The following is a 25784-nucleotide window of genomic DNA, read 5'->3' on the forward strand; positions in this document are numbered from 1 at the left end:
AAATAATGCATGTGAATAGAAAAAAAGCGGCAGAAATTGCCACAGACACTCTAAAAATCATCGAACAAGGTTACTACACTGTTGGAAAAGAACAAGTTCCCATAGACAAAGAAATGCAAAGGGCCATTGCCGGTACATATTCTTATCCACCACACAGTGAACTCCCCTCCATAGAACCAGGGGAAAAAAATACGCAAATACAGGTCACGAATGAAACCACATTGAGTGCCACAGAGCGCTTGGTCGTCGAAGAAGGATTAAATACCGTGGCCCTGAATTTTGCTTCGGCAAAAAATCCCGGCGGTGGTTTTCGCAGCGGCGCACGTGCCCAAGAAGAATCACTAGCGCGCTCGTCGGCATTGTATCCATGTCTTGTCAACAACGAGATGTACACGTTTCATCGTCAACGCAAGGATCCGTTTTATACGAACTATGCGTTGTATTCTCCTGATGTTCCTGTATTTAAACGCGATAGCGGAGAATTACTACATCAACCGTACCTATGTTCTTTCATTACGTCTCCTGCGGTAAACGCCGGTGTTATACGCAAACGAAAAACCAAGAATGCACAGCAAATTTGTGATGAAATGCAACAACGTATTCATAAAGTATTGACTATTGCGGCCCTATATAAACACGACGCTATTGTTTTAGGAGCCTGGGGTTGCGGAGTATTTGGCAACGACAGCACTACCATTGCCCATTTGTTTTACGAGGAATTGCAACTCTTTAGCGGTGTGTTTAGCAAAGTATCGTTTGCCATTACCGACCACTCGAAAAAAGGCCAAAATATTCAACCCTTCACTCATGCTTTTGATCGAAAATCATAATAAGAGTCGACGACAGGTTGGCCCGTGTAATTTGCACCGGCCTTGTCGTCTGCACCAATAAACGCAAATGGAAATGCAGATATTTGCGACGAAATACACAGTACATGTCCAGAATACTTACACGGGGGGTCGCGCAGTAATTTGACAATACCGCGTAACGTTTTTCCCGAAATTGATTTAATGTTGCGGTGATCCAAATTTGCGAGAAAAATTCCCTGTGAAGTTAAACATTGAGTGGCACGAAAAATAACTTGCAATTTGTCCCCAATGTAATGAAGTCCGTGAACACAAGTGATGAGATCAAAACAGCGATCCGGAAGCGCCTCAGGTAAAGAACCCACCGTAAATTTTCCCCCGGCAACATGTACAAAATCTCCGACCAAATCGACAGCGTAAATAATGAGTTTATCCGAAGAAAATCTTTGTGAAGCTTGCTGAAGAGCATACCCCTTGCCACAACACAAATCCAACCATGCCACTTGCGGCTGCGTTTCCAACCGCTTATTTATAAAATCAACGATGGAAAAACGTAATTCCTTTTCGTAGCTGTTTATTCCTGATAGTCCCCGTTCACGATTCATAGCGTTGTTGGCCACCACATCCGAATCATCGAGATTTTGTTGTGCTTTTAATTTCACTTTTCCACTTCCGTTAAAGAGAGTGCATCCTGCTTTGAAGTTATGAGCCACCGTAAGTAGGGATCTTCCATTTCAAACATGATATCGCGACCATCGTCACTCCCATACGTGGTTCCCACAAATCCTTCGCCAGAAAATTTAACTGGGTACACATGAAAAGGCTGTTTTTCTGCCATTATGCTCTTTTCAGCCAAAACCTCAAATGTCACTTCCACCACTTGACCATTTTGCGCCACCAATGCTTTGCCTTTTGTTTTAGGAACAAACTTGGTCATAACTTTGACTAGGCGTGCCCCAAAATTACCATATAACTTTTTAGGTTTTTCTCTTTCGTGAACCAACTTTCCATTTTCAAAAAACTTGACAACATTACCTTGCACAACAGTTTTTGTTGTCGTTTTTTTTCCTTCGCGATAGCGAATAACTTGTTTAACACGCATTTGCAAGTCGCGCTCCATCGTTTCTCTAGCAGCAACAAGAAGGATATATTTATTATACGCGGACCGGTATATATAGACATCTTCATTTTGCTCGATACGATCACCGAAAATGACCATTCGATGGTGTACATAACCAATCTTTTTGTTGTTGTCCTGGCGACGAATATTGTACCACCCCTCAATCACCTGACTCTCGGCAAAAATTAACGAAAACAGTACATATAAAAGAATGTATTTTTTCATATAACAGAACCCCCTCTATGTAAGCCTGGACTTTGTTTTCTCATTCTCTTATAATAGCATTTTCACCAATAATTTAAAACAAGGGAGGATACGAGTTTAATGAAAAAATACATTCTTTTAATGTTAATGACCATTTCTCTTGCTGCGCAATCGGAAAGCTACCGCGTCGACTTAACCATAGACCCCGATTTTCCAGAAATCCGTATCGCCAGTATTTCCGTTAAAGCTCCTGCAGGATTTTTCTTGGAAAGTTTTACTTCGCAGATTACGGGAGAAATCGAAATTCGTTTGTCATATGGTCCAAAGCTTCCGATGGAAGTCGAGAAAGGTAAGACCTACACAATAAAAGGGCATGTCAATGCGGAATTCGGTGTGGTTATTTTAAATTTTGCCGTTCTCAAATGCAAAAGTGTAAAATCACCCGGGAAATACCACATTGGAAATTTTGCTGGCATTAAGAAAAAATGGCCACAACTGACAATGGAACAAGTTTTTAGTAAAAAAGAACGTACATTTCCCGATGATTGGGCCGGAGTTTACTCTGGAACTCTGGTACGACAAACCACAAACGGTATCATCGGCAAAGTCAACATGGAACTCCATATTCAAAAAACCGATGACCCGAACCGTTGGACGTGGAAAATTGTTTATGATGGACAGGCGCGCAACTACGAACTCATTATCATCGATCGCCGTCGCGGAATTTACACCATCGATGAAAAAAATTCGATCATGTTGTCGAGTTTTATGATAAACGGTACTTTATACACCCATTTTGGCGCCACATTTGGCTACTTGCTAACAACATATAGATTTGAAGGAAATGAATTACTTTTCAACGTAACCACTTCCAATGCCACTCCATATCAAACAACAGGAGGCCAAGGCCAAATACCTTTAGTACACAGTTTTGAAATTCGCGAACAACAAAGTGCGCGACTTACGAAGAGTAAGTAGTGTAAAATATATTGTGGGGGAAATATTCCTCCACAATGTACATATCATTGTTCATATCAAGTCACGGTTAAGAAGCCGACATTTAGAACACTACCAAATCCGTACAACTAACAATAGAATGGAACAACATGTATTTACGTACAAAGATAGGTTATGGTACCGCTGAGTTAGGTATCATTGGTGTCGAAATGGTCATGCGTTTGTATCTGCTGATTTTCTATACAGATACTGTTGGACTAAATCCTAGGTATGCGGGATATGCCGTGGCGCTGGCCGTCATTTGGGATGCAATTACCGACCCCATTGTTGGGGTGATCTCTGACCGTACTACCACAAAGTGGGGGAAAAGGACACCTTTTATTTTCTGTGGTGGCGTTTTACTGGCCGCGTCGGTCTTAATCATCCTCACACCTCCGCAACTTGATACACAGTCACAAAAATTCACTTATCTTCTCATCACCTACATTATTTTAAATACAAGCATGACCATACTGTCGATACCACATGCCGCACTTGGTGGAGAGCTTAGCGATGACAACGACGACCGAACGGAACTTTACGGTTGGCGCTTTCTATTTGCCAATCTTGGTGCACTAATTGCCGCTATTTTACCAAATGGTCACTTCATCGCAGGTGTTGTATTTTTTTCGGCCCTCGTTACGGTTATTTCCACAAACAAATACGATCATACTCCTATTGATAAAGGCCAATCGACAAAACTGCTCTCCGCAATTCCTCAAGCACTAAAGAACACCGTATTTTTATATTTACTCATTTCTTATGTGATCGCGACTATCGGACTTGCCATTAATTCCACATTTGCTATGTACTACTACAAATACTACATACAGTTACCCGAGCAACAAATTCAAATAGTTATCGGCGTATTTATTCTCGTTGTATGCCTTTCCATACTATTTTGGGTAAAAATTTCTAAAAAGTATGGAAAAAAATGGCCTGCATTTGGCGGAATTTTAGCTTTGGCGATTATGACCGTAACCACATACCCCTTTTTTCCAAAACACAATATATTCTTTCCACTTTGCGCTGCCGTTTTAGGTGGGATTATGGTGGGGGCTACGGCTCTCTTGGATGCGATTGTTGCTGACACAGTAGATTACGACGCCGCGCAAACCGGACAACGTCAAGAAGGCCTATATTTTGGCGTATGGCGTATGGGAGCAAAGGCATCACGTGCTGCCGCCATTGCGCTGTGCGGACTATGGCTCGATTACATTGGCTTCAAACCCAACACATTGCAAACACCACAAGTCGCGTCGTACATTGCGTACATGTTTGGACCGGGAGTGGGTTGCTTTTTGGTGGTGTCAGCGGTTGTTTTTTATTTTATCCCTTATAGCGAAGCAAAACACGAAGAATGGCACCAGCAGTATTTACAGCGTAAACAGGGATAAATGGGTGCGGAAAACAGGATCGGGAACGGGACCTAGTTTGGTCGAAAATAAACATTTAATTCTTATCTTTTTTTCACCACTTCTGCTATAATCAGAAAAAAATATGTACTTAGCGTAATCATAGTACATAATCATAAGTAGTGCACAAAATTTAGTGCAATACTTATTTTATTACCAATACTCAGTCTAGGAGAGTTTGATGAAATTGTTACTTATTTCTTTGTTGTCTATCTCTGCTGTTATTTTTGCCCAAGAGTTCAACAAAGAGTATGCAGATGACCCTGTTGTCTTAATGAAAACAACCAAGGGTGACATTTATATTGAGCTTTTTGCAAAAGAAGCTCCCAAAACCGTGAAAAATTTTCTAGATTTAGCGGAAGGTCGCAAAGAGTTTACTGAAACAAAAACTCAAAAAAAAGCTACGCGTAACTATTACGATGGTCTCATTTTCCATCGCGTTATTCCGAAATTTATGATCCAAGGTGGCTGTCCAATAGGGGTTGGTACCGGAGGTCCAGGATACAAATTTGAAGATGAAATAAGCGCAAAGTCTTTAGGATTACACAAACTAAAAGCTTTTCAAGGCGGTCGTCCTCATCAAAATTTAGGCATTCGCTCGCAGCAACAGTTCTACCAAGTGGTATTAATGCCTCTACTTAAAAAACTAGGTATTAGTTCGCAAGAAGAGCTACAAAAACGCTCGGCAGAAGTACAAAAAGCTGTTGAAGCACTCACAGTACAGGACTGTTTTGAAAACCAAGGGTACTCTTACAACGATACTCTGAAGTCTCACCAACCTTCGCGCGGTGTTTTGGCTATGGCAAACTCAGGTCCAAATACCAACGGATCACAGTTTTTCATTAACGTTATTGACACCCCATGGTTGGCAGGAAAACACACTGTCTTTGGTAAGGTTCTAAAAGGCATGGATGTTGTTGATGCGATTTCAAATGTAAAAACAAGTCCAGCAAACAAACCTCGTGAAGCAATAAAAATCATTTCCATCCGTGAGGTAAAATAGTTTTGCTGTGTTTACATGTATAACGTTTCTCGACGTTATACATGTAAAACAATGGTTATTCTTGTAAATATTTCTCTAACAATGCCGCTAATTTTTTATATGGTACGCGAAAACGATCGTTGGCCATACACCCCTTTTCTGACTTTGCCAGTGTTGACCACACCGAAACAAAATCGCGGTATAATGGAAATTTTCCCTCGTCAGTGAAAAGATGTTGTAATTCACCGTCTTTCGGAATAGGAATACCGCTCTTCGCGTCAAAATGCGTCGATTCTTCTAATAATTCCAATAGATATTTATCAATAGAACATAGTGTATCGTTGGCAACAGAAAGATCATCAGTGCTCAACAAGGAAGCGCTTTTTAGTTCATTCAAAGCATCAATGAACACACCTCTCTGCTCGCCAATGGCAATGAGTAATTTGTAGTATGCCTCTACATTCGTAGGACGTGGACGACAAATCCAACGTGCATCACAAATAAGATGATAGGATTTGGAAACACCTGAATGGATATCAAGTAGTCGCCGCGAACGCATATTGCGTTTTTCATGACGGCGCGTTAAAACTAATATCGCCACGGCGATCGCAACCCCAACAGCAACTTCCATGTAACCCGAGATAACTTGATGTAGATCTAAACTCATATAAAAGTCTCCTTTTACAACCTACTTGTTTAATTGTACTCCAATACCTTTAGCTTCGCTTTCTTGTGGACTTAGGTATGCCTTTACTCTAGCGTAATCTAGGGGTGGTGCATATAGTTTCTTTTCCCCTTTTTTTTCCGCAAAATTATACTGTGGGTCAAGTAAAAAGTTGTCTTCTGCTTCTTCTAGCTCAGCATCTTCTAAATCTTCGGCATCTTCCACTTCAATGGTATTTCTACTTTCACTACTGTAAAACGTATAACATGATTTTTTATTCTTATGAAAAATGTTGTTCACAAAAGAGTGATGGGGGTTATTTTGTTTATTGCTGATCGCTGTTTCGTCGTTAAATGCAAAAATATTATTGTGAATCTGCATTTTGCTGCGCCGACCAATAGACACACCAATACCACCAGTAAAGCGTTGCTTGTATGTTCGGATAAAACTGTTGTTGATAACGGCCACTTTTCCGGTAGCATCTAATTCAAGTGCATAGTACACGTTGTTGACAAATAAGCAATTTTCAATGCGTGAATTGGCACCACTAATACGGCAAGCGCCTAAGGCTGAGTTCATAAAAACGCAATTGCGCACCACACAATCAGGACTTGAAAGAAGTACGGCAGGACGTCGTGCCGACATACCCAACACCAACGAGTCGTCTTTATATACATTGCGCGTTGCGCTGTCGAAAATAAAACCATCGATAACAAGCCCTGAGTGATCTTTGGTCGCGTAGATGATCCCAAGGTCGGCCCCCGAAGTTTTTTTCTTTTTTGGCATGCCGATAAATGTAGGATTTTCCCATGGGTTACGCTGTGAAAAATCTTTATCGTAACCTCCGAGTAGCGTAATACCGCTCTTATCGAGCGTAAGGTAACCAATCTTCAATTTTCCGTGGTATACGCCTGCTGCTACATGGATCACGTCACCTTTGGCGGCTTTTTTCAATGCTTTATAAATGCCCTTGTACGGACGTTCCTTTGTACCCTTGCCGCGTTTTGCTCCCTGAAGAACATAGTAATCCGTGGCATAAATATTAGTAAATAAAAACATGACGGCGATGGCACTATACAAATATTTTTTCATAAAAATCCTCATTTTAAACGATGAACTTCTTTCCAAACTTCTTTAGCAAAGCCCGATTTAGAACGGCACGAACGAAATTTACCGGCAAAGCCGGAAGGAGTTGTAATATGGATAAATCCTTTGAGGAAAGATGCCTCGATATCGCTAAGCAAAATTTGGCAATTATCCGACACTTCCCGTTGTTGTCTGGCTTCCAACCACTGTGGCGAAAACCAATTTTTAAAATAGTTTTCTTTTGCCTGTGTTGCTTCCACAGGAAAAAATGTGTAAAAATTTGTCCAATATGTTTTGTTATCCACATGATTATTTTTTTCGACAAATGACCGGTATGTTTCTTCATTTATATTGGAGAAATGCAACTCCAAAAAGCGATAAAAAGGTTTCCATTTACCGATCAATTGTATAAAATCGAAAAACTCATCACTGATAATGATATCGCATATCCGATAATTTTTTCTATTCCCTTTATAAAGCTTGCGATAGTAATGTTTTTGGTCTTGGTTATAGGAAACTTCAGAGGTATCCATTTCTGCAAAATAACTATCTAAACGACGTAATAGATGATCTTTACGACTATGTTCTTTCATTGCCTGAAAAAGATCATAGCCAATCGCACGAAATTCTTCACGAACAAAAAAATGGTAGCGCACATAATCATCGAGTATTTTATTGTCAAAAATGGTAATCAATTTTTGCGCAAAATCTCGCTGTTCCATCTCAATAACGACCAAATAACCATTTTGATTTTTCACTTGGGCATTGCCATAGGCAAAAAAAGAGGCATTACCACCTTCTCCCGAAGTTGGCTGATTACTAACACAGCATACCTTTTTGTTCGTAACTTCGACAATCCATTGATCTAAAGTATGGCTCAAAAGGCCATTTTTTTTAATATTCTTAATATTTTCTTCCAAAGTTCCGTGAAACAATATCATTTGCAGCCCTCGGTTTCCATGATATATTTTTTCCATTCATGGTTTCAAACGTATATTTAATTGTGTTTGAAGGAACGAGAGACACTAGGTCCGTCCCGACATTTCTACCTTAATTTTTATCTTTCGTTAATGCAAGGCGTAAACGATACCGTCAACACTCATAAAATAAACTTTTCCTTCGGAAACACATGCTGAGGAGCGAATCTTCGCTTCGATTTCGTGCTTCCATTTTACGGTACCATTTTTGGCGTCTAGAGCATAGAAAGTGTTGTCGTCACATCCCACGTACACAATCCCACGAGCAACCGTCGGCGAAGAATAAAACTCCGCTCCACCTTTGAATTTCCATCGTAGTTTACCATCTTGGCGATTCACGGCATACACATGTTGATCTTGGCTTGCAAAGTACACACTATCCTCTGTTAATGCTGGACAAGAGACATTGGTAAATTCTCCCCATATTTTGATTAAATCCCCCTCAAGCTCAAAGCTATAAGTCTTGCCACTGTTTTGCATTACTCCTGTCCACTTTTTCCCTTTTTCAACGACTTTCAAGCTATCGCGAATGTAGTATACGCGAAAGTGACTTCCCAACTCGCGTTCTAGGGTTCTGCTTATTTTCCCTTGATCAAACTCTTGTGAATATTTTGCAGGAATGTCACAGACAAAACGCCGTATTTTGGGCTTGTATTCCCATACCAACTTCCCCTCTAACTTGTTGATACAATACAACTTGTTGCTGACCAACGCATAAATATTCTTTTCACCTACCGCAGGTATTGTCGGAGAAAAAGAGCGTGTCGGTAATTTCCACCGCCAAAGTTCTTCTCCGTCGCTGCGCTTGCGTGCACCGACATAGTCGTATTTCTCAGGAATAAAATTGGTATAACCTTGATAATAGTATAGCTTTTCATCATCCATTGCCAGGCTATCTGAACCGGTGTCTTGGATATGCCTTGACCACGCAAACTTATTTTTACGCCACATCGGTTTTCCATTTCTGGCGTTCATCACAAAGTGAAAATTTTCTCCTCCGAGGAAAATCTTGTTCTTATATGCAAGTGGTGAACCGTTACTTTTGATAAATACATTGCCAAAACGACGTTTTTCTTCTGGAGTCATTACTTCGATAACGCGCCACTGTAAATCTCCATACTCTTTATCTAAACAATAAAGATCCCCATTCATACACACAGAAATGTAACGTGGTGTGATCGTAGGAGAGGATTGTATTGTCGCTCCAATATCGCGTTTTATAATCGCATTGTGCCGCCAATTTTCTTTTCCCGTGTTCTTGTTTAAACAGAACAACGACTGTGATGAAATTCCGACTCCTTGTCCAACGACATAAAGGTTATTTCCGTAGATCACCGGTGAAGAAGACAACCTCTTATTCACCGAAAAGTTCACTTTTTGTTGCCAAAGAACACCCGTCAATGTTTCGACACCTTCTTCATTGAAAGAACCCGTTCGTTCTGGGCCGCCACGAAACCCTTCCATATTGGAAAAATTCAACTTTACAGCTACCTCTTTTTTCAGGTGTTCTTTCCCCAAGTCAAAAACAACGTGAACTGTCGCTTCCTCGCTGATATCTTCGGTCATAGAGACAGGAATGTATATTTGATTTTTCCCTACGGTATTTTTGTGTTTGGTACTAGAAAAGAGTATATCTTTGCCATACACTTCGACAAACGTATAGTTACCCACATTGCTTGCCATCCACGAGATATCTAGTAAAACGGTATCATTATCGCTAAAAACTGCCTTAGCTTGTCTTTTCTCGTCGACAACGCCAACTTTCACATTGTCGATAGGAAATTTTTCTTGTGTTTGAAAGTAATACATATATAGTAAGACGAGATTAGCAAGTAATGCTAAAAAAAGCCACGGGGTCAGAGCATTTCTTTTCAATTTGCGAACGCTACGTCCCCATTTTCCCAGTGGACGAGCACTAATTTTTTGATGGTTGAGAAAGTTTTCTAAATCATCCACCATTTCTTCTGCCGAAGAGTATCTTTTGTTTTTGTCTTTCGCCATCGCTTTTAAGCAAATTCCCTCAAGTTCAACTGGTACGTTGGCGATAAGATCTTTTGGTGGTATTGGTTCCTCATGGAGAATTTTGTATAAAATCTCAACATGGCTACCTTCATGTGGTGGTCTGTGGGCCAGCATATTGTATAAGATAGCCCCCAGCATATAAATATCTGTTTTGGCATCGGTGTTGTGGATGTCCCCATTTGCTTGTTCTGGCGCCATATAAAATAACGAACCGATGATCATTCCTGTCTGAGAAAGCTGTTTTTGTTCAGAAAAATCTTTTGCTAAGCCAAAGTCCATCACCTTGGGATCTTTCTCGTTCGCCAACATAATATTCGAAGGTTTAAGGTCGCGATGTATAACCCCTTGTTTGTGAGCATAATCCACCGCGCGACCAATGGCAGCCATCCACTCAGCTATTTGTTTATAAGAAGGTGAATATTTTTCCAAAAACTGTCGCAATGAAATACCATCAATATATTCCATAATGAAATAAGGACGATGATTCTCAGTACCTAAACCATAAATACCTATAATATTAGGATGCGAAAGTTTTGCCATCGTTGTCGCTTCGCGTAAAAACCGTTCGTCGTTTTCCTGTAACGATACTTTAAGAGCAACAACACGCTCTAATTTAGAATCGTAGGCCTTGTAAACAACCCCCATTCCCCCACGACCAATTTCCGCTAAAACCTTGTAGCATCCAAACTCACGTCCTTCGAGAGACTTTCCCGTAGGCGTTGACTTTCCCACCTCTAAAATTGTATTATCAAATTCATTTGTTCCAGAATTTTCCAAATTCTCGTCCATGCCGCCTCCTAAATACGAATAGCCAATACTATGTACTTCATAATACGAAACCCAGTACTATACGTCAAGAAAGTAAGCATTGCATAAACCAACAGGAAAACAAACTCAAACATTACACTAAAAATAAGTGCCATGATTGCCCTGACCCTGACCCTGACCCGTCCCCATCACCGTGACGGTCATGGTCACGGTCACGGCGACGACTACGGTGACGGCTACGATAATAAAAACGTTTCTTGCATGTCCCCCATTCTTGGGGTATACTGTTAGCAACTATTTACTTATTTTTTCTATATTTGAGATGGTGCAGTAGTTAAAACTAACTATTACACCCTCTTAAAATAGAGTGGCTATTTTGGAGGAAAAAGCATGAAATAATTTTGATATAAGGAGAAACATATGGATCTTTCCAAAAATGTGCTTAAACTATTGAAATGGAAAGCCGGACCAAGCTTTTTCTACATTTTGAGTGCTGCATGTATTCTACTAGGCGCAGCGATGATCACCATTCCGCTTTACGAAAATAGCAATTTGCTAGCAAAACGCTTTTATTTGGTAGGGGTTCTTCACAGTTACGAAATTGCCCTTCTATGTGTGTCTTTACTAGTATGTCGTTGGAAAAAAAGTAATAAAGACGCTATTTCGCTCGTATGTCTACTCGGTATATTTATCATCGGTTCCACAATCTCCCTCGATACTGTTTCGGTGGAGTTCGCGCAAACAACCCTTATTCTCGGAATAATCAGTCTCCTATTTGTCTTCTTAAAGCTTCATCTTTTATTTAAAAAAATACTTGGAAACAACAATATATTATTATTTATTGCACTAATTATTTTATTATTACCAAATTTTATCATGCCAGGTATTTTGGGACTCGCTTTAGAAAACGGATTAAAAAACAATAGACAACTTATTCCCATCTGGAGTATTGGGTGGTTTTTAACAATTTTTGCAGGAATACTCTTTGTCTTCACAGCACGAAAAGTTTCGGCCCAAGACATTGTAAACGATAAAGTAAAACCATTTTTATCACGTCGTGTTATGCAGTGGATATTTAGCTTAATAGTATTTACGGGAACTATTTGCCACCAATATACCATGAGCTTTTCTTTTGACTTGAGAATTTCCATTGCCAATGTTCTTCCACTCGTTATAGTCGGCATTTTTCTTGGATTTGAGTTTAAACGTGTTCTTCAGAAAAAATTTGCCATAGGTGACCTATCATGGATACTGAGTCCTGTTGTTTTAGCATTTGTCGTTGCTTCAAACCAACCAGCGCAAAGTGCTTATGAGTTGGCATCGTATCCAGCGTTACTTCTTGGAGTAACAAGCGCTGCAACCTTATTTTTACATTTTTCAAAGCGCTCTTATATCGCCAAATACAAACACTTTTTCTTATACATCGCCGCGATATACTTTTTATCGGCAATAGTTGTGTGGAACAACAGTCTTGTTTTTATATGGCTACTCCGCGTCGCTTTGTTAATTGCATTTATGTTGATGCTTCGCTATCAAAATTTTTATTGGGCAGTCACGGTCGCACTCTTATCTGTGACAAACATATTTGTCGAACCTCAATTTCTTCATATTGCACAGGAAATTCGTTTGTCCTATGTAAAAGTTTTTTGCTTATTACTAGGTACAATGACCTTACTACTGTGTGCACTGGTTCCACAAAAAACCCCTAAAAAAGTGTTGGTCATCGCCTCTATACTATTTGCTATTGGAATACATGGCTGTTTTGCCGACGCAAATATTAAAGACCTCTATGCACCGGCAATTTCAAGCCTAGGCGCTATTTTCTGTGGTGGAATTTTTTCGTGGCGTTATCGCGACTTCAAAGCTTTCGCCCCTACGATTTTACCAGCAATGGTGAATGGACAAACTTTTCTATATTCAAGTGGAGAGTTTTTGTTGAACAACAAAGGATGGATTGTAATAGCCATTAGCTTTATTCTACTTGCTTTAGGAGCGATGTCTAGCTTTGCAAATTTAGATCAAGAAGAACACGCCCAAACAACTTAATCAAAATGGTAACAAAAAAAGCCGCCCAAAAATGGGCGGCTTTTTTTGTTGGCGATAGAAATATTAATATTTACGTACGGTGTAGTATGCGTCTTTAAACTGCAATCTTCCTTGATAGCGAAGTTGGTGTATTCTCTTTTGAAACTCTTTTGCCTCCAGCGTTCCAAAAGCAGGTATATTGATGATATCCACAACGCGATACCTCTGTATCGTGGTGTATGCCGCCTCGATATTTTGCTGTTTCAAAAATAAAACTATATCTTCAGCAATGCGTTCATCTTGGTATGCCGGAAGAGAAATAATCCGCAAACAATGTTTACGGGCATGATACGCGACATTTTGCCTAAGAAAATCGTCCTGTTCTTTGTAAACTAACTGTTCTCTTACAGGCTTTTCTTCTACCACAGGCTTTACCTCTGCCACAGGCTTTACCTCTGCCACAGGCTTTACCTCTGTCACAGGTTTTTCTTCTACCACAGGCTTTTCTTCTACCACAGGCTTTTCTTCTACCACAGACTTTTCTTCTACCACAGACTTTTCTTCTACCACAGACTTTTCTTCTACCACAGACTTTTCTTCTACCACAGACTTTTCTTCTACCACAGGCTTTTCTTTTACCACAAGCTTTTCTTCTACCACAGGCTTTTCAGGTAAAGCACCTGTCTCCACAATCATCTTTCTTTGTACAGTTTGTTCCCCGAGAATCACATCGCGATCTTTTTCCAAAATATTCTCTGTTTTCGGTGATACGTTTTTCGATCTCCGAATTTTTTTTGTGGGTTTTGCTGTTCTTTTTACAGATTTCGCTACTTTTTGCGGTGCACGTGTCTTTTCCGTCGTACCTGCTTTTCGCGGTTGCTTTGTTGTAGTATTCGTTTGTTTTGCATGCGTCTTTTTCACATGCTTTTTCCGATCGCGCAAGTGCATGTTTTCTTGCTGTAGTCTCGCAATCTGTAATTGTTGATCTTTCACTTGGGACTTTAACTTTGCGTTTGCCGCAGCGGTTTCGGCATCAAAGGGGTCCAGTATATATTCATTACCTGCTGATAAGTCTATAGATTGTTTCTCGACCACTTCCGCCTCATACACAGGTTGCTTATTTTCGACCTTTACCACTTTTTTGGGAGGAAGGGTCTCATCAACCATCAACTTTTCTTGAGGCTTTGAATTTTGACAAGAAACAACTACAAACACTAATAGTATACACAATCGATACATTTTCCTATTTTCCTACTAACTTCTTCCCTTTGGGCACACGCAATATCATCCCTACTTTTATTTGTGGATTCCGCTTTAGCCAATTATTGCAATCTAGTATGTTTTTACATGTTGTCTTGTTGTCTTCCGCTATTTTGTCAAGACTGTCGCCCTTTTCGACAATGTAGTAGACATATTCACTTGTCTTTTTGTGTAGTTTTTCGATAGGCTTTTTTACAACATAGTGTTTTTCAATAAACTCTAGGGTCGGAATGTACAAATGTTGCTTGATTTTCAAACGCTTTTCTTGCGAAATATTATTGTAAGCGGCAATGTACTTCCAATAGTAAGACTTTCCTTTACCATAATAATACAACGCAATATGTGACATGGTGTCATTTGGTTGTACAATGTACTCACTTGCTTTAGCATCAACAAATGTTTCTTTTTCCGAAGAAGCACTCTTGTCTTCATATGCTACATTTTGGCGTTTATTTTCATTTTCAACAATTACTTCTTCAACAGTATTATCCACTGAGTCTTCGTATTTTTCTTCCACCGTTTCTTCAACAAAGCGCTTTTCACTAACTTCTTCTTCAAGTACAGGTGGCTCTTCACGACGATTATCTTCAGGTTGTCTTGGAGTTTCAGCAACTTGAGGTTTTTCGTTATACTCTTTAACGTCGCGATAATGCTCTGTTGTTTCTTCTTGTTTTTCAACTGTCTGTGATTTTTTTTGTTCTTTGGTTCTTTTAACAGTAGATTCTTGTTCGGAAATTTTTGGCGTTTTTTTCGCTGTCTTTCGATCTACATTTTTTTTATCTTCAATTTTTGCAACTGCTTCTTTGCGTTCGTTTTTATCATCGACTTCTGACGACACCACTCGCTTTTTATTGTCGCTATTATCAAATTCAAGTGTCTTTTTAGCTTTTTTTTGCGGCGCACTCTCGTCTTCGTTTTCTGTTGTTACTTTTTCTTTATTTACCACAACCTCATTGTGTTGAGGAACATCTTCTTGTGGTGCTTTATGCTCTGTAACGACATTCGTAGTAGTATTCTGTGGTTGTTCTTCCGTAATGTCAATTAGGGCAATTGCAATTGTAACACCGATTAAAAGAAGAATGACGATTCGCCTGGCTTTACGAATGATTCGCGCGCGTCTTTCTATATGAGTCATTGCATTCTCCACATTGCTAAACTAAATTACCATTTGAATCTAGATTACCATATTTGTATTTCCAAAACAAGACGGATGCCAAATTCTTCGTAGATTCTTTGTTGAATATTTGCAATAACTTGTAAAACATCTTGCGCGCAGCCATTTCCCTTATTGATGATAAAATTTGCATGTTGTGGGGAAACCATGATGTCTCCAACACTCAACTCGGCCAATTTCGCCTGATGAATTAATTTCCATGCCGACAACTGTGGAGGATTGCGAAAAATACATCCAGCACTTTTGTTCTTGTACGGCTGAGTGGCAGACTTTTTGCGCGCCAACTCTTTCCAAGACGCAATCAGAAATTGACGTTCATTGCGCGGTATTTTCATTTGCACTTCAACAATTAACTCATCGCACAAACCACTACTGCGATATGCAAATTCCATCTCTGATCTCTGCCAACGCTTCATCTTCGCGTCGCACAAAGAAACTGTTTTCACCTCTTCGACAAAGTCACCAATAGCGTACAACTCATTATTTATTTTCGTTCCTGCATTTCCATAAACGGCCCCTCCTACGGTACCAGGAATTCCCACTAACTTTTCGAGAGACAGTCCGTCAAAAACGGCTTTCCGCACTACGATTGCAAGAGAAGCCCCGCTGTGGGCAATAATAATATTGTCTTGTATTTTATAACCACATAGATTTTTTGTCGCAATGACAACGGGAATTTGTTGTGTAGCAATCAATAAGTTGCTACCCTTGCCTAGAATTTTTGGTTTGATTTGCCATTTTGTGCACAATTCAATGCATTGTTGCATTTGCTCGATGTTCGTTGGAGTGAATAAAACTTGGGCTTTGCCGCCAATATAAAAATATGTAAACTTTCTTAAATCCACATCAAAAGCGATGGGAATACCATGATTTTGCGACCAGCTTCCCATGTGCTTTTTTAATTTTTCGTTCATGAAAATTCTGTGAGATTGTGCGCAAGATTGTCGATGTTACCCGCTCCGAGACACAAAACGACGTCTCCTGGAGCTACCTTAGGAATCAAAAACCTCTTTATACTATCAAATCGCGAAATATGACACGCACTTTTGCCGTTGTTACGCAGCTCTTGTACTAGTTGTTGGCTACTAACACGCGAACGATCTTTTTGACTATCGCGTGCGTAAAAAATATCGGTGATGACAATTTCATCTGCGTCATAAAAAGAGCTAGCAAAACTTTTCAATAAGTAGTAGGTTCGACTTGCTTGATGAGGTTGGAATATACACCATATTTTGGCTCCTTGGTACTTTTCTCGCGCCGCCTCTAGCACCGATACGATTTCTGTTGGATGGTGGGCATAATCATCAACAATCACAAATGGGTCTTCTTGCAAAATCTCGAATCTTCGGCGTACTCCGCGGTATTTCGCGATCGATTTAATCACATTTCCTACAGGAATTCTCGCCGTGTAGGCCACAGCAAATCCGGCCATGCAATTTTCGATATTGTGCCGTCCACAAAGGGGTGTGAATAACGAATGTACATCTCCAGGGGTTTTCACCGCAAAATGCGAATATTTCGTCGTAATGTCACGTATCTTACCACTAAAATCTGCTTTTTCATCTAGACCATATGTCAAAACGCGGCAGTGGATATCGTCTTTGATTTTATTCCATGCTTTTTTCTCAATAATTAGCGTACCGTCTTTGGGTATTTTTTGAGCAAACTGAATATAAGCTTTGCGTATATCGTTTATATTGCTGTAGTAATCGAGATGATCTTTTTCAATATTAGTAATGACACCTATTTTAGGCTTCAGGCATAAAAAAGAACGCTGGTATTCGCATGCTTCGGTAATAAAATGTAATCCTGTTCCCTTACCAGCATTGCCGCTGAGTTGGTGCACGTAACCACCAATAATAAACGACGGAAATTGTTTGCAGTATTTAAAAATATAAGAAATCAGTCCGGAGGTCGTTGTCTTGCCATGTGTGCCCGCTACAGCGACTCCAATGGGTTTTTCGGCCATGAGTACACCTAGAAGTTCCGGATAACGCAATATAGGTATATTGCGCTTCTTTGCCTCGGAATATTCAGGATTACTATCGTTGATCGCGTTAGAGGCCACAACAGTGTCCACCGTGTCCATTAAGTTTTTATCGGAATGACCCCAATAGATCATTGAACCCATTTTTTCCAGTTTACGCGCTAGATTACCTGGGCGCAAATCAGAACCAGAAACATGAACATTTGACTCAAGGAGAATTTTCGCTGCTCCGCTTAAACCGACACCTTCTATTCCAATAAAATGTACATGCCTCATACTAAGAACCTAAAAAATTTTTTACAATGTAGTCGGAAACTATTGTTGCGCCGTGAGGTTTTGCTATTTTTTTTGCCGCAAAAGACATGCGCGAAAGTTTTTGTCTATTATTTGTTAAATATACAATTTTTTGAGCAATGCTCTCGGGAGTTAACTCTTTTTCTTCCATAACAATTGTCGCATTTCTCTTTTCCATATAAAGTGAGTTTTCATACTGATGGTTATCCGCTGCTTTCGCAAATGGCACTAAGATAGTAGGAATACCCAAAGCTGTCACTTCGGCAATGGTACTTGCCCCCGCGCGGCTAATCGCCAGATCTGTCTCGCGGTAAATATCTTTCATATGGGAAACAAACGAATAAACCTTGGCGCGAAAACCAAATTTTTTGTATTGCGCAACAACACTACGCTGCGATTTTTTTCCCGCAATATGAATAAAAGATATCTTGTGACGACTTTTTGTTAGGTGGCGTAAACTGCGCAATACATTTTCTTCCATAAACGTTGCGCCTTGACTTCCCCCCATAACCAAAATGGTAAACGTAGTACTCAACTTCATCTCTTTGAAAATATTAGAGCGTATCGGTAAACCACTCCAGACGATTTTGTCCTGTAAAACCCCAAAACAGTTTTCGTAATGACAAAAAACAGCATTGCTCCACGGACACAAGTAACGCACAACTTTTCCAGCAATGGCGTTGCCTTCTAGATGAACATGAGGAACTTTGTGTAGTATCGCTAAAATAACCGCAGCAAAAGCTCCAAATCCACCTAAACTCACAACGCAACTTGGTCTTGTCATACGCAACACATGCTCACTTTTCCACAATCCCATCGCAAATTTTTGCGCAAACGATGTACAGTTTGTCAAATTACGACGCTTTGGAAAAGGAATTGTCGGGCAAGTATACCATGTATATGGTGTTTGTTGTATAATTTTTGCATCAATTCTCTTGGTTGTTACAAAAAATACTATTCTACAATTTTTTGCATGCAAACGCAATTTTTCTGCTACGGCAATTCCAGGAAATAGGTGCCCACCACTTCCTCCGCCAACAAATAAAATTGTTTTTGTTAGAGATGTATACATAGTGAAATCGCCGCAAAAATTAAAAAAATTTGGCAAATCCAAAAGCGTACCACAAGCTGCGGTTCGCTTATTCCCTTTGCAAGAAAATGATGGTGAAGTGGTGCACATATGAAGACCTTACGCGCCAAATACTTTTTGGTAAACATTTGTATCATCGATGACAAGGTTTCCACGACGAAAACACCTCCGGCGATCACCAGAAGAAGATGCTGTTGTGTAATAACCGCGACGTAACCTATATAGGCGCCGAGCATCAATGCTCCGCAATCTCCCATAAAAACTTGCGCAGGATAGCTATTGAACCATAAAAAAGCGCAACAAACTCCACATAGCGCGAAATTACTGACAATGATTTCGCGGACCTGCTCGCTTGCACTTTCCGGAGACAAAATCAACAGTCCTGTAAAAAAAGCGATTACCATCAGAGAACAACCCGCCGCCAGTCCATCTATACCATCTGTCAAATTTACCCCATGACACGAACCAGCAATAACAATCGTACTCAAAATAAACCACATGCCCGTTGATATGGGAACAGGACACAATGCAATTGCACCAGATGTATCTTGCACAAATAGATGCATAAAATAACAAATCGCCAACGCAAAAATCAATGACACAACGAGTTTCGTACGCGCTTTTAAACCTTTGCGCTTTGTATATGTCTTAATGAGATCATCACTAATTCCCAAAGAAGAAAAAGCAACCACGATTACCAGCGCAATCAGCAAATAAATATTGTGCCAATTACCACAAAGCAAAATAGTTTGTAAGTAACTAAAAACGATGATAACCCCACCCATCGTCGGCGTGTTTTTTTTACCCACACCTTGCTTTTTCATCACCTCCGTTTCGACCTTAATCTTCTCGACAAGTCTACGGCGTTTGCTCAGTCGAATAAAAAGCGGTAGAAATACCATCCCACAAAAAAAAGCGATAAAAAAAGCGTACAGTGCTCGGGCACTTAACGAGTGCGAAAAATAATACAACATTACACGCCATCACTTAATTTTTCCGCACAGCGTAATTTAGCACTACGCGAACGCGGATTTTCTCTAGTTTCTTCGCGAGAGGCAATAACGGGTTTTTTTGTTAAGTTATTCCAAAATTCCTTGTTCTTAAAGGCGTGTTTCACAATGCGATCTTCTAATGAATGAAAAGAGATCACGACGGCGCGTCCTTTATCTTTGAGAACCTTGGGTAAATTTTCTAATGTTGTTTGTAGTTGTTGCAATTCCTGGTTAACTTCAATGCGCAGCGCTTGAAATGTTTTTGTTGCGGGATGTATTTTACCGCGATAGCGCAAGGTATTTTGGATAAGATTTGCCAATTCTAGTGTCGATAATATTTTTTTACGATCGCGATAATGAACTATCGCCCGAGCAATTTGCCGCGACCGGTGTTCTTCGCCATAGCGATAAATGACATCGGCGAGTTGTGTTTCGGGATAACTATTGACAATTTTTTCCGCTGTCAAAGATTGCGATCTGTCCATACGCATATCAAGAGGTCCCTCTTTGCGAAAGCTAAAACCTCTTTGTCCCTGATCTAATTGCCACGAAGAAACTCCAATATCCATCAAAACTCCATCGACTTTACCAATGTTGTGCTCTTCTAAAATTTTGCAAATATCGACAAATGCTCCATGACACAAAGTAAATTTCCCGCCATACTTTTCTAGTTTCTGCTTGGCAAATTCTAAGATACCTGCGTCGCGATCCACGCCTACAAGGTGAGCGTCTCCCTGTAGGTGATCTAAAATCGCACAACTATGGCCCGCAGCCCCTAACGTAAGGTCTACATATATACCACCTTTTTTGAGGTTCAAGAAAGAGAGTACCTCATCCATCAAAACTGATTGGTGAATACTAATGACAAATCCCCATACAAAAATACAAACATATAAAATCCTATGTACAAAATTATTAGTCTACTATTTTTTATAGGGAAAACAATAAAAAATAGTTTCGCACGGCGTGCTCAAAATTTCGGAACATAATCCACCTCGTACTTCAAATTGTCTGTGAAGCATCTGGTGGTGTTAAGGAAAACTTTAGGATGCACGCTTCCCTCTCATCTTTACCACCAAGGTAGATCTTCTGTTGGTCTTTGAGTAAAATTTTCTCATGTATTTTTTCACCATCCATATACGTTCCGTTTTTACTGCCCGCATCTTTGATAAACACTCCGGCAACCGTTCGCGTAATCTCCAAGTGTTTGCCGCTTACTTTTTCAAAAGATGCCGGAATAATAAAATTACTCTTCTTAGCACTGCGCCCGATAATTTCGCAATCAAATTTTAAACTGTGATTGCCCACCGTACCTCTGTTGGCAATTGTCAAATATCCGTAAGGATTTCCATCGGGCATAAGTTGATCGATTTCCGACCATTCTACGGTGCGAAACAACTGCGTTACGATGTGCTCAATCTGTTCATTGGATAGCGAATACGGTTCGTAATCTTCCGCAAAATTTCTCTTGTGTTCAAAGCGTAGTGACGCAACCCAGTCGGGAATTTCTTGTGGAGAAAGAATATTAAATTGCTCCCACTCTTCGCAAAACTCCTGCTTTTGCATATACCAATCGCGAAATTTGCCAAACTTTGCTTTCTTGTGCGTAAAACACACCGCGGTATTGAAGCGGAATTTGTCCCACGGAAAAGAGGCCGCCTCCGCCTCTTGCAGTAATGTACGGATTCTATTTGCATACATTTGCACCTGCTTATGCGGATTGCCATATTTGTTATTGCTCCCCCCCTTAACAACCACTTTTCCCGCATGCCAATGGCCACGCTTTTCATTGTAGTGCACTAAACCGTAATTTCCCTTGAGTTCCACCACCCCAATTCCACGACGTGTGACCACCACCAAGTCAGCAGCCACCTCTTCTTCATCAAGGTTCGCAATAATGGCATACAGACATTCCTGGTGATGAAAAGCCGCAAAAATATCTTTGATAATGGGAATAATAGACAACACCTCATGCGCATAATCAGGAGCACGTTGCTCCAGCTGTTTACTACTACTAACGTATTTTTTAACCACCATCGAATTCTGTTCCTTTAAGTTTCCATCTAATTTGCAAATTTCTGCACACGATGTTATCATAAGCACATCATTGACGCAAGTTAGCAATCACAAACGGAGTTATCTTATGAAACAACACCATGTCGTCGCCGCCATTATTTGCCACAAAAATAAGTATCTATGCGTACAACGTGGGGAGAATAAGTATCCATATGTTGCCTTCAAATACGAATTTCCCGGAGGAAAAGTAGAACCCGGAGAAAGCAACACGGTCGCTTTGCGCCGTGAGATTCATGAAGAACTGCAAATGGATATACAAGTCGGTGAATTATTTGCATCGGTCTACTATGAATATCCCGATTTTGCCATTACCATGGACAGCTATCTATGCACAACAAAATCTCCTCAGCTTTGTTTGAATGAGCATATCGCATATCAATGGTTAAGAAAAGAAGATTTGCAAACGGTCTCATGGGCCCCCGCAGACATTCCCGTTGTTGAAAAATTGATGGATGTTCAAAGACATGATATCGAATTCACTTATTAAAACGGAAGTAGAGTTATTTTAATGGTATGTGGAGACGGCTTTTTACGATCCCGATCCTGATCCCGTTCCCGATCCTGTCTTTCTCTACCTGCAAATGCGAAGTTCGATAAATACAAACAATTCGTCGATTTTTGATATTTCATTATATAAAATTTCGGGGTCGGGATCGGGGTCGGGATCGGGGTCGGGATCGGATTTGCGAATATTTCGTATGCAAAATTAGGATCGATAATATGGAAAATATGGTTATTTTTATTTGTGCACCGCTGCTATTCCTCCTGTGTTTTTACGCTGGTTGGATTTGCGGAGGTAAAAAGCGGAAAATTTTGTGGACAATTCCGCCGATGTTGTTCATACTAGTTCTATATTTACTGTCAAAATTTCCTACGGCGGATTATTTACTATTTCCATTTTATTTTTACGGCCGCTTGCGATTTTTTCTACCGTTGCTGCCTTTGCTTTTTTTGATGGGAATTGCCGCGCAGTATCGTCAACATCCATCGCGGCGTGTATTGTACTCTGCGATTGCCGGTTTTTGTGTGGTGGCTTATTTGTACATTCAGATAAATGTCGTTACCTTTGATTACCAAAGCTTAAAGGGAAGAATTACCAAAGATGGATGTTGCATGCAATCTACTGGGCACACTTGCGGTCCGGCGGCGGCGGTGACATTATTGTTGCATCACGGCATTTCCGCCTCGGAGAGTGAGGTAGCACGTATGTGTGGAGTATCTCCGTTAACGGGAACGAACGAGTTTGTGTTATGCAGTGTGATGAACTCTCTCGCGAAGCGCAACAATTCGCCACTTCGGTTCAAAATGAAAGCGATCGAATTTCGCAAAATAGAGCAACAGCCGCAGCCATTTCTAGGAGTGATTCGTTTAAATGGTATGATTGCGCACTGGATCATGATCAAAACTATAGATGGAAAACAACTGACAATAGCCGACCCGCTTTGTGGTGTCGTGAAACGCCAACGAGCGGATTACAAGAATATTTGGCTACAACGCTGTATCGTTATTGATGAGAAAGAGTAAACAATGAGACTGTTTTTTATATATGTATTGATAATCACGTGGGTTTGTGCCGATATAGGTAATACACACCCTAACTCAGGTTCATATTCTCCTACCAGCGTAAAAAACGCTTCTCCAGGTAGTCACTTTGTGGGCAACGATGCTACGTTTGCCCTGTATGCCAAAAACGCCACCCGTGTTCTTTTGGAAATTTACGACAGCCCTTTGGGAAAAGAGGCCAAATACGATTACTGGATGGAAAAACACGATAACGTGTGGCAGATCAAGCTACGCAATGTTGATAATGTTGTTTACTATGGATTTCGTTTGTGGGGCCCTAACTGGAAATACGATAACACTTGGCAAAGAGGCAATAGCGCTGCGGGATTCGTTTGCGATGTAGACGACAATGCCCACCGCTTCAACCCCAACAAAGTTGTTTTCGATCCCTACGCACGCGAACTTTCTCACGACAAATCCGGGGCAAAGGTCAAAACGGAAATATTTGCTTCGGGAGACGGAAATTTTAAAGGTCAACCACGCCGCAATATCGACACCGGAAAATGGGCTCCAAAGAGCATATTGTTCAAAAATGTTAAAGTTTCCGACAACAAACCAAATATTCCACAAAAAGATGCGATTATTTATGAAGCGCATGTACGCGGTATCACCAAACACAAATCAGCGATGCGTTTGCGCGATATTGTTTCCGGCATTCACGGTTTTGAAAACGTGGTAAATGTTCCACAAAAATATTTGGGAACATACAAAGGCGCTGGTTACTTTGCCAAATATCTCAAAGCTCTGGGATTTAATACCATAGAACTTCTACCGGTTCATGAAACCGACAACGATGGTAATCCAGACAATAACCCAGGAGGCAATTACTGGGGATATGCGACTTATGGGTACTTCGCTCCTGACCGTCGTTATGCCTACGATAAATCTCCCGGAGGACCGACAAGAGAATTCAAAGAAATGGTCGCTGCTTTTCACCGCGAAGGTATTGAGGTTTATCTCGACGTGGTTTATAACCATTCCGGTGAAGGAGGAACATGGGATGCGAGTGGTGACACCGCCGATATATTGTTCTTTCGCGGCATTGACAACGCGGAATACTATGCGATTCCTTCTGGCGTACCCAATAAATATTGGGATTCTACGGGATGTGGAAACAATCTGAATTGTGCAAAACCCGTGGTCAAAAAAATGATTCTCGATTCGCTGCGTTATTGGACGGAAGAAATGGGAGTGGATGGTTTTCGCTTTGACCTTGCCACAGTACTAGGTCGCGACATTTTACCAAACTTTGACTTCAACCGCGACGCACAACTATTAAAAGATATCGTAAAATTGCAACAACAGACAAAAGCAAAAATGATTGCTGAAGCTTGGGATGTTGCGTGGCCAGGAGGCTATCAAGTGGGCCAGTTTCCACATGGTTGGGGCGAGTGGAATGGTCAGTACCGCGACGCCGTACGTCGTTTTGTCAAGGGAGATGGTGCCGGAACTGGTTTTGCCAACTTTGTCAACGGAAGTTACTCACTGTATATGGACCAAGGTGGTCCACACAAAAGCGTCAATTTCATTATCGCCCACGACGGATTTACCTTAATGGATTTGGTGTCATACAACCAAAAAAATAATAACAATGCATGGCCTTTTGGTCCATCGGATGGCGGAAACAATAGCAATGATGCTTGGGATTGTGGTGGTGATAAACAACTTCGTCGTCAACAATTGCGCAATCTATGGACGATTCAAATGTTTTCGCGTGGTGTTCCGATGTCGGTTTGGGGAGATGAGTTCGCCCGCACACAAAACGGCAACAATAATCCGTACAATATCGATTCCATCGCCACATGGAATAACTACAATATGATCAATAGCGACACTCCACATATCCAACCCAACATAAATTACACCGACAATTTCGGACGCGATAGCAAAAACGACGATCTCAACAACGCGTTCATTTTCACCAAAAAAATTATTGATCTACGTAAGAGGCATGACATCTTACGCCAAGATAACTACAGCGTTCCCTACCACTTTACCAAAGCAGATGGTGGTGCTTTGCAAGGTTACGATCGCGCAATGCGCATTCATATCGATGGGAAAAACGGAACTCATTTTATCTTGCTCGTCAATATGTGGCGTGAAAATGTGTCTTTCACCATTCCGGCAATCAGTGCGCGAAATTGGCGTCGTGTAATCGACACCGCTCACTGGGCAGAGGCGCACGATAATATTTGGCCACAAGGCGAAGCGATTATTAAAGGAAAGTATTCTGTAAAACCATGGTCGATTACTGTTTTACAGTTGAAGTAAAGCTTTTTCGTG

22 protein-coding genes are annotated in these 25784 nt (G+C 40.7%); 8 read left to right on the forward strand and 14 right to left on the reverse strand.

Features of this window, described 5'->3' with window-relative positions; translation table 11 throughout:
* Positions 1–5 precede the first annotated feature (5 nt).
* Complete coding sequence (locus tag UABAM_RS08850) at positions 6–830, forward strand: TIGR02452 family protein (protein WP_151967639.1); 825 nt, start codon at positions 6–8, stop codon at positions 828–830.
* On the opposite strand, the gene UABAM_RS08855 is transcribed toward UABAM_RS08850, so the two are convergent.
* The gene (locus UABAM_RS08855) at positions 806–1468 is read right to left on the reverse strand and encodes a class I SAM-dependent methyltransferase (RefSeq protein WP_151967640.1); all 663 of its coding nucleotides are present in this window, start codon (positions 1466–1468) and stop codon (positions 806–808) included. The two genes, UABAM_RS08850 and UABAM_RS08855, sit on opposite strands and share 25 nt — an antisense overlap.
* Positions 1465–2151: a hypothetical protein gene (locus UABAM_RS08860; protein ID WP_151967641.1), complete on the reverse strand. Its 687-nt coding sequence runs from the start codon at positions 2149–2151 to the stop codon at positions 1465–1467. The genes UABAM_RS08855 and UABAM_RS08860 overlap by 4 nt, the downstream gene beginning before the upstream one ends.
* Positions 2152–2250: 99 nt before the next feature.
* Here UABAM_RS08860 and UABAM_RS08865 point away from each other — a divergent pair, with 99 nt between their 5' ends.
* The 3 genes from UABAM_RS08865 to UABAM_RS08875 all read left to right on the forward strand — a co-directional run bounded on the left by UABAM_RS08865 (position 2251) and on the right by UABAM_RS08875 (position 5544).
* Positions 2251–3108 (forward strand): hypothetical protein, encoded by an 858-nt coding sequence (locus UABAM_RS08865; protein WP_151967642.1) that lies wholly within the window; start codon positions 2251–2253, stop codon positions 3106–3108.
* A 128-nt stretch (positions 3109–3236) separates the two neighbouring features.
* The gene (locus tag UABAM_RS08870) at positions 3237–4523 is read left to right on the forward strand and encodes an MFS transporter (RefSeq protein ID WP_151967643.1); all 1287 of its coding nucleotides are present in this window, start codon (positions 3237–3239) and stop codon (positions 4521–4523) included.
* Positions 4524–4722: 199 nt separating this feature from the next.
* Positions 4723–5544: a peptidylprolyl isomerase gene (locus UABAM_RS08875; protein ID WP_151967644.1), complete on the forward strand. Its 822-nt coding sequence runs from the start codon at positions 4723–4725 to the stop codon at positions 5542–5544.
* 55 nt (positions 5545–5599) lie between these two features.
* Here UABAM_RS08875 and UABAM_RS08880 read toward each other — a convergent pair whose 3' ends face one another.
* The 4 genes from UABAM_RS08880 to UABAM_RS08895 form a co-directional block, all read right to left on the reverse strand.
* Positions 5600–6190: a hypothetical protein gene (locus tag UABAM_RS08880; protein WP_151967645.1), complete on the reverse strand. Its 591-nt coding sequence runs from the start codon at positions 6188–6190 to the stop codon at positions 5600–5602.
* A gap of 21 nt (positions 6191–6211) precedes the next feature.
* Entirely contained in the window at positions 6212–7279 is a 1068-nt protein-coding gene (locus UABAM_RS08885) for a right-handed parallel beta-helix repeat-containing protein (RefSeq protein WP_173013217.1), read from the reverse strand.
* 8 nt (positions 7280–7287) lie between these two features.
* Positions 7288–8250, reverse strand: a complete 963-nt coding sequence (locus tag UABAM_RS08890) for a hemerythrin domain-containing protein (protein ID WP_151967647.1) — start codon at positions 8248–8250, stop codon at positions 7288–7290.
* Between the two features lie 90 nt (positions 8251–8340).
* On the reverse strand, positions 8341–11061 hold the full coding sequence (locus tag UABAM_RS08895) for a protein kinase domain-containing protein (RefSeq protein ID WP_151967648.1): 2721 nt from the start codon (positions 11059–11061) through the stop codon (positions 8341–8343).
* Positions 11062–11460: 399 nt separating this feature from the next.
* On the opposite strand from UABAM_RS08895, the gene UABAM_RS08900 reads away from it, so the two are divergent.
* Positions 11461–13086 carry a hypothetical protein gene (locus tag UABAM_RS08900; RefSeq protein WP_151967649.1) on the forward strand — a complete coding sequence of 542 codons (1626 nt, stop codon included), beginning with the start codon at positions 11461–11463 and terminating at the stop codon, positions 13084–13086.
* Positions 13087–13149: 63 nt separating this feature from the next.
* On the opposite strand, the gene UABAM_RS08905 is transcribed toward UABAM_RS08900, so the two are convergent.
* The 8 genes from UABAM_RS08905 to UABAM_RS08940 all read right to left on the reverse strand — a co-directional run bounded on the left by UABAM_RS08905 (position 13150) and on the right by UABAM_RS08940 (position 21959).
* Entirely contained in the window at positions 13150–14232 is a 1083-nt protein-coding gene (locus tag UABAM_RS08905) for a hypothetical protein (RefSeq protein ID WP_151967650.1), read from the reverse strand.
* A gap of 76 nt (positions 14233–14308) precedes the next feature.
* Positions 14309–15460 (reverse strand): LysM peptidoglycan-binding domain-containing protein, encoded by a 1152-nt coding sequence (locus tag UABAM_RS08910; protein WP_151967651.1) that lies wholly within the window; start codon positions 15458–15460, stop codon positions 14309–14311.
* Between the two features lie 44 nt (positions 15461–15504).
* Positions 15505–16413, reverse strand: coding sequence for a UDP-N-acetylmuramate dehydrogenase (gene murB / locus UABAM_RS08915; protein WP_151967652.1), 909 nt, complete (start codon positions 16411–16413; stop codon positions 15505–15507).
* Positions 16410–17762 (reverse strand): UDP-N-acetylmuramate--L-alanine ligase, encoded by a 1353-nt coding sequence (gene murC / locus UABAM_RS08920; RefSeq protein ID WP_151967653.1) that lies wholly within the window; start codon positions 17760–17762, stop codon positions 16410–16412. Before murC ends, murB begins: the two co-directional genes overlap by 4 nt.
* Position 17763: 1 nt before the next feature.
* Positions 17764–18852, reverse strand: coding sequence for an undecaprenyldiphospho-muramoylpentapeptide beta-N-acetylglucosaminyltransferase (gene murG, locus UABAM_RS08925; protein WP_173013218.1), 1089 nt, complete (start codon positions 18850–18852; stop codon positions 17764–17766).
* On the reverse strand, positions 18837–19844 hold the full coding sequence (gene mraY, locus UABAM_RS08930) for a phospho-N-acetylmuramoyl-pentapeptide-transferase (RefSeq protein WP_151967655.1): 1008 nt from the start codon (positions 19842–19844) through the stop codon (positions 18837–18839). The genes murG and mraY overlap by 16 nt, the downstream gene beginning before the upstream one ends.
* Positions 19844–20761, reverse strand: a complete 918-nt coding sequence (rsmH, locus tag UABAM_RS08935) for a 16S rRNA (cytosine(1402)-N(4))-methyltransferase RsmH (RefSeq protein ID WP_315854380.1) — start codon at positions 20759–20761, stop codon at positions 19844–19846. Before rsmH ends, mraY begins: the two co-directional genes overlap by 1 nt.
* Positions 20762–20864: 103 nt before the next feature.
* Positions 20865–21959, reverse strand: coding sequence for an FHA domain-containing protein (locus UABAM_RS08940; protein ID WP_151967657.1), 1095 nt, complete (start codon positions 21957–21959; stop codon positions 20865–20867).
* Between the two features lie 46 nt (positions 21960–22005).
* On the opposite strand from UABAM_RS08940, the gene UABAM_RS08945 reads away from it, so the two are divergent.
* From UABAM_RS08945 to UABAM_RS08955, 3 genes are all read left to right on the forward strand, one after another.
* Positions 22006–22425 carry a (deoxy)nucleoside triphosphate pyrophosphohydrolase gene (locus tag UABAM_RS08945; protein WP_151967658.1) on the forward strand — a complete coding sequence of 140 codons (420 nt, stop codon included), beginning with the start codon at positions 22006–22008 and terminating at the stop codon, positions 22423–22425.
* Positions 22426–22658: 233 nt separating this feature from the next.
* The gene (locus UABAM_RS08950) at positions 22659–23462 is read left to right on the forward strand and encodes a cysteine peptidase family C39 domain-containing protein (protein ID WP_151967659.1); all 804 of its coding nucleotides are present in this window, start codon (positions 22659–22661) and stop codon (positions 23460–23462) included.
* Positions 23463–23465: 3 nt separating this feature from the next.
* The gene (locus UABAM_RS08955; RefSeq protein ID WP_151967660.1) at positions 23466–25772 is read left to right on the forward strand and encodes a glycogen debranching protein; all 2307 of its coding nucleotides are present in this window, start codon (positions 23466–23468) and stop codon (positions 25770–25772) included.
* The last annotated feature ends 12 nt before the right edge of the window (positions 25773–25784 follow it).

The sequence above is a fragment of the Candidatus Uabimicrobium amorphum genome, assembly GCF_009002475.1.
Classification (GTDB): Bacteria; Planctomycetota; Uabimicrobiia; order Uabimicrobiales; family Uabimicrobiaceae; genus Uabimicrobium; species Uabimicrobium amorphum.

Bases quoted from the DNA above. Each gene is read 5' to 3' on its own strand.
- UABAM_RS08850 (WP_151967639.1), top strand. From the start codon at position 6: ATGCATGTGAATAGAAAAAAAGCGGCAGAAATTGCCACAGACACTCTA.
- murC (WP_151967653.1), bottom strand. From the start codon at position 17,762: ATGAGGCATGTACATTTTATTGGAATAGAAGGTGTCGGTTTAAGCGGA.
- UABAM_RS08945 (WP_151967658.1), top strand. From the start codon at position 22,006: ATGAAACAACACCATGTCGTCGCCGCCATTATTTGCCACAAAAATAAG.
- UABAM_RS08875 (WP_151967644.1), top strand. From the start codon at position 4,723: ATGAAATTGTTACTTATTTCTTTGTTGTCTATCTCTGCTGTTATTTTT.
- UABAM_RS08900 (WP_151967649.1), top strand. From the start codon at position 11,461: ATGGATCTTTCCAAAAATGTGCTTAAACTATTGAAATGGAAAGCCGGA.
- mraY (WP_151967655.1), bottom strand. From the start codon at position 19,844: ATGTTGTATTATTTTTCGCACTCGTTAAGTGCCCGAGCACTGTACGCT.
- UABAM_RS08860 (WP_151967641.1), bottom strand. From the start codon at position 2,151: ATGAAAAAATACATTCTTTTATATGTACTGTTTTCGTTAATTTTTGCC.
- murG (WP_173013218.1), bottom strand. From the start codon at position 18,852: ATGTATACATCTCTAACAAAAACAATTTTATTTGTTGGCGGAGGAAGT.
- UABAM_RS08880 (WP_151967645.1), bottom strand. From the start codon at position 6,190: ATGAGTTTAGATCTACATCAAGTTATCTCGGGTTACATGGAAGTTGCT.
- UABAM_RS08865 (WP_151967642.1), top strand. From the start codon at position 2,251: ATGAAAAAATACATTCTTTTAATGTTAATGACCATTTCTCTTGCTGCG.
- UABAM_RS08940 (WP_151967657.1), bottom strand. From the start codon at position 21,959: ATGATAACATCGTGTGCAGAAATTTGCAAATTAGATGGAAACTTAAAG.
- murB (WP_151967652.1), bottom strand. From the start codon at position 16,413: ATGAACGAAAAATTAAAAAAGCACATGGGAAGCTGGTCGCAAAATCAT.
- UABAM_RS08870 (WP_151967643.1), top strand. From the start codon at position 3,237: ATGTATTTACGTACAAAGATAGGTTATGGTACCGCTGAGTTAGGTATC.
- UABAM_RS08905 (WP_151967650.1), bottom strand. From the start codon at position 14,232: ATGGTTGATGAGACCCTTCCTCCCAAAAAAGTGGTAAAGGTCGAAAAT.
- UABAM_RS08890 (WP_151967647.1), bottom strand. From the start codon at position 8,250: ATGGAAAAAATATATCATGGAAACCGAGGGCTGCAAATGATATTGTTT.
- UABAM_RS08885 (WP_173013217.1), bottom strand. From the start codon at position 7,279: ATGAAAAAATATTTGTATAGTGCCATCGCCGTCATGTTTTTATTTACT.
- UABAM_RS08910 (WP_151967651.1), bottom strand. From the start codon at position 15,460: ATGACTCATATAGAAAGACGCGCGCGAATCATTCGTAAAGCCAGGCGA.
- UABAM_RS08950 (WP_151967659.1), top strand. From the start codon at position 22,659: ATGGAAAATATGGTTATTTTTATTTGTGCACCGCTGCTATTCCTCCTG.
- UABAM_RS08955 (WP_151967660.1), top strand. From the start codon at position 23,466: ATGAGACTGTTTTTTATATATGTATTGATAATCACGTGGGTTTGTGCC.
- UABAM_RS08895 (WP_151967648.1), bottom strand. From the start codon at position 11,061: ATGGACGAGAATTTGGAAAATTCTGGAACAAATGAATTTGATAATACA.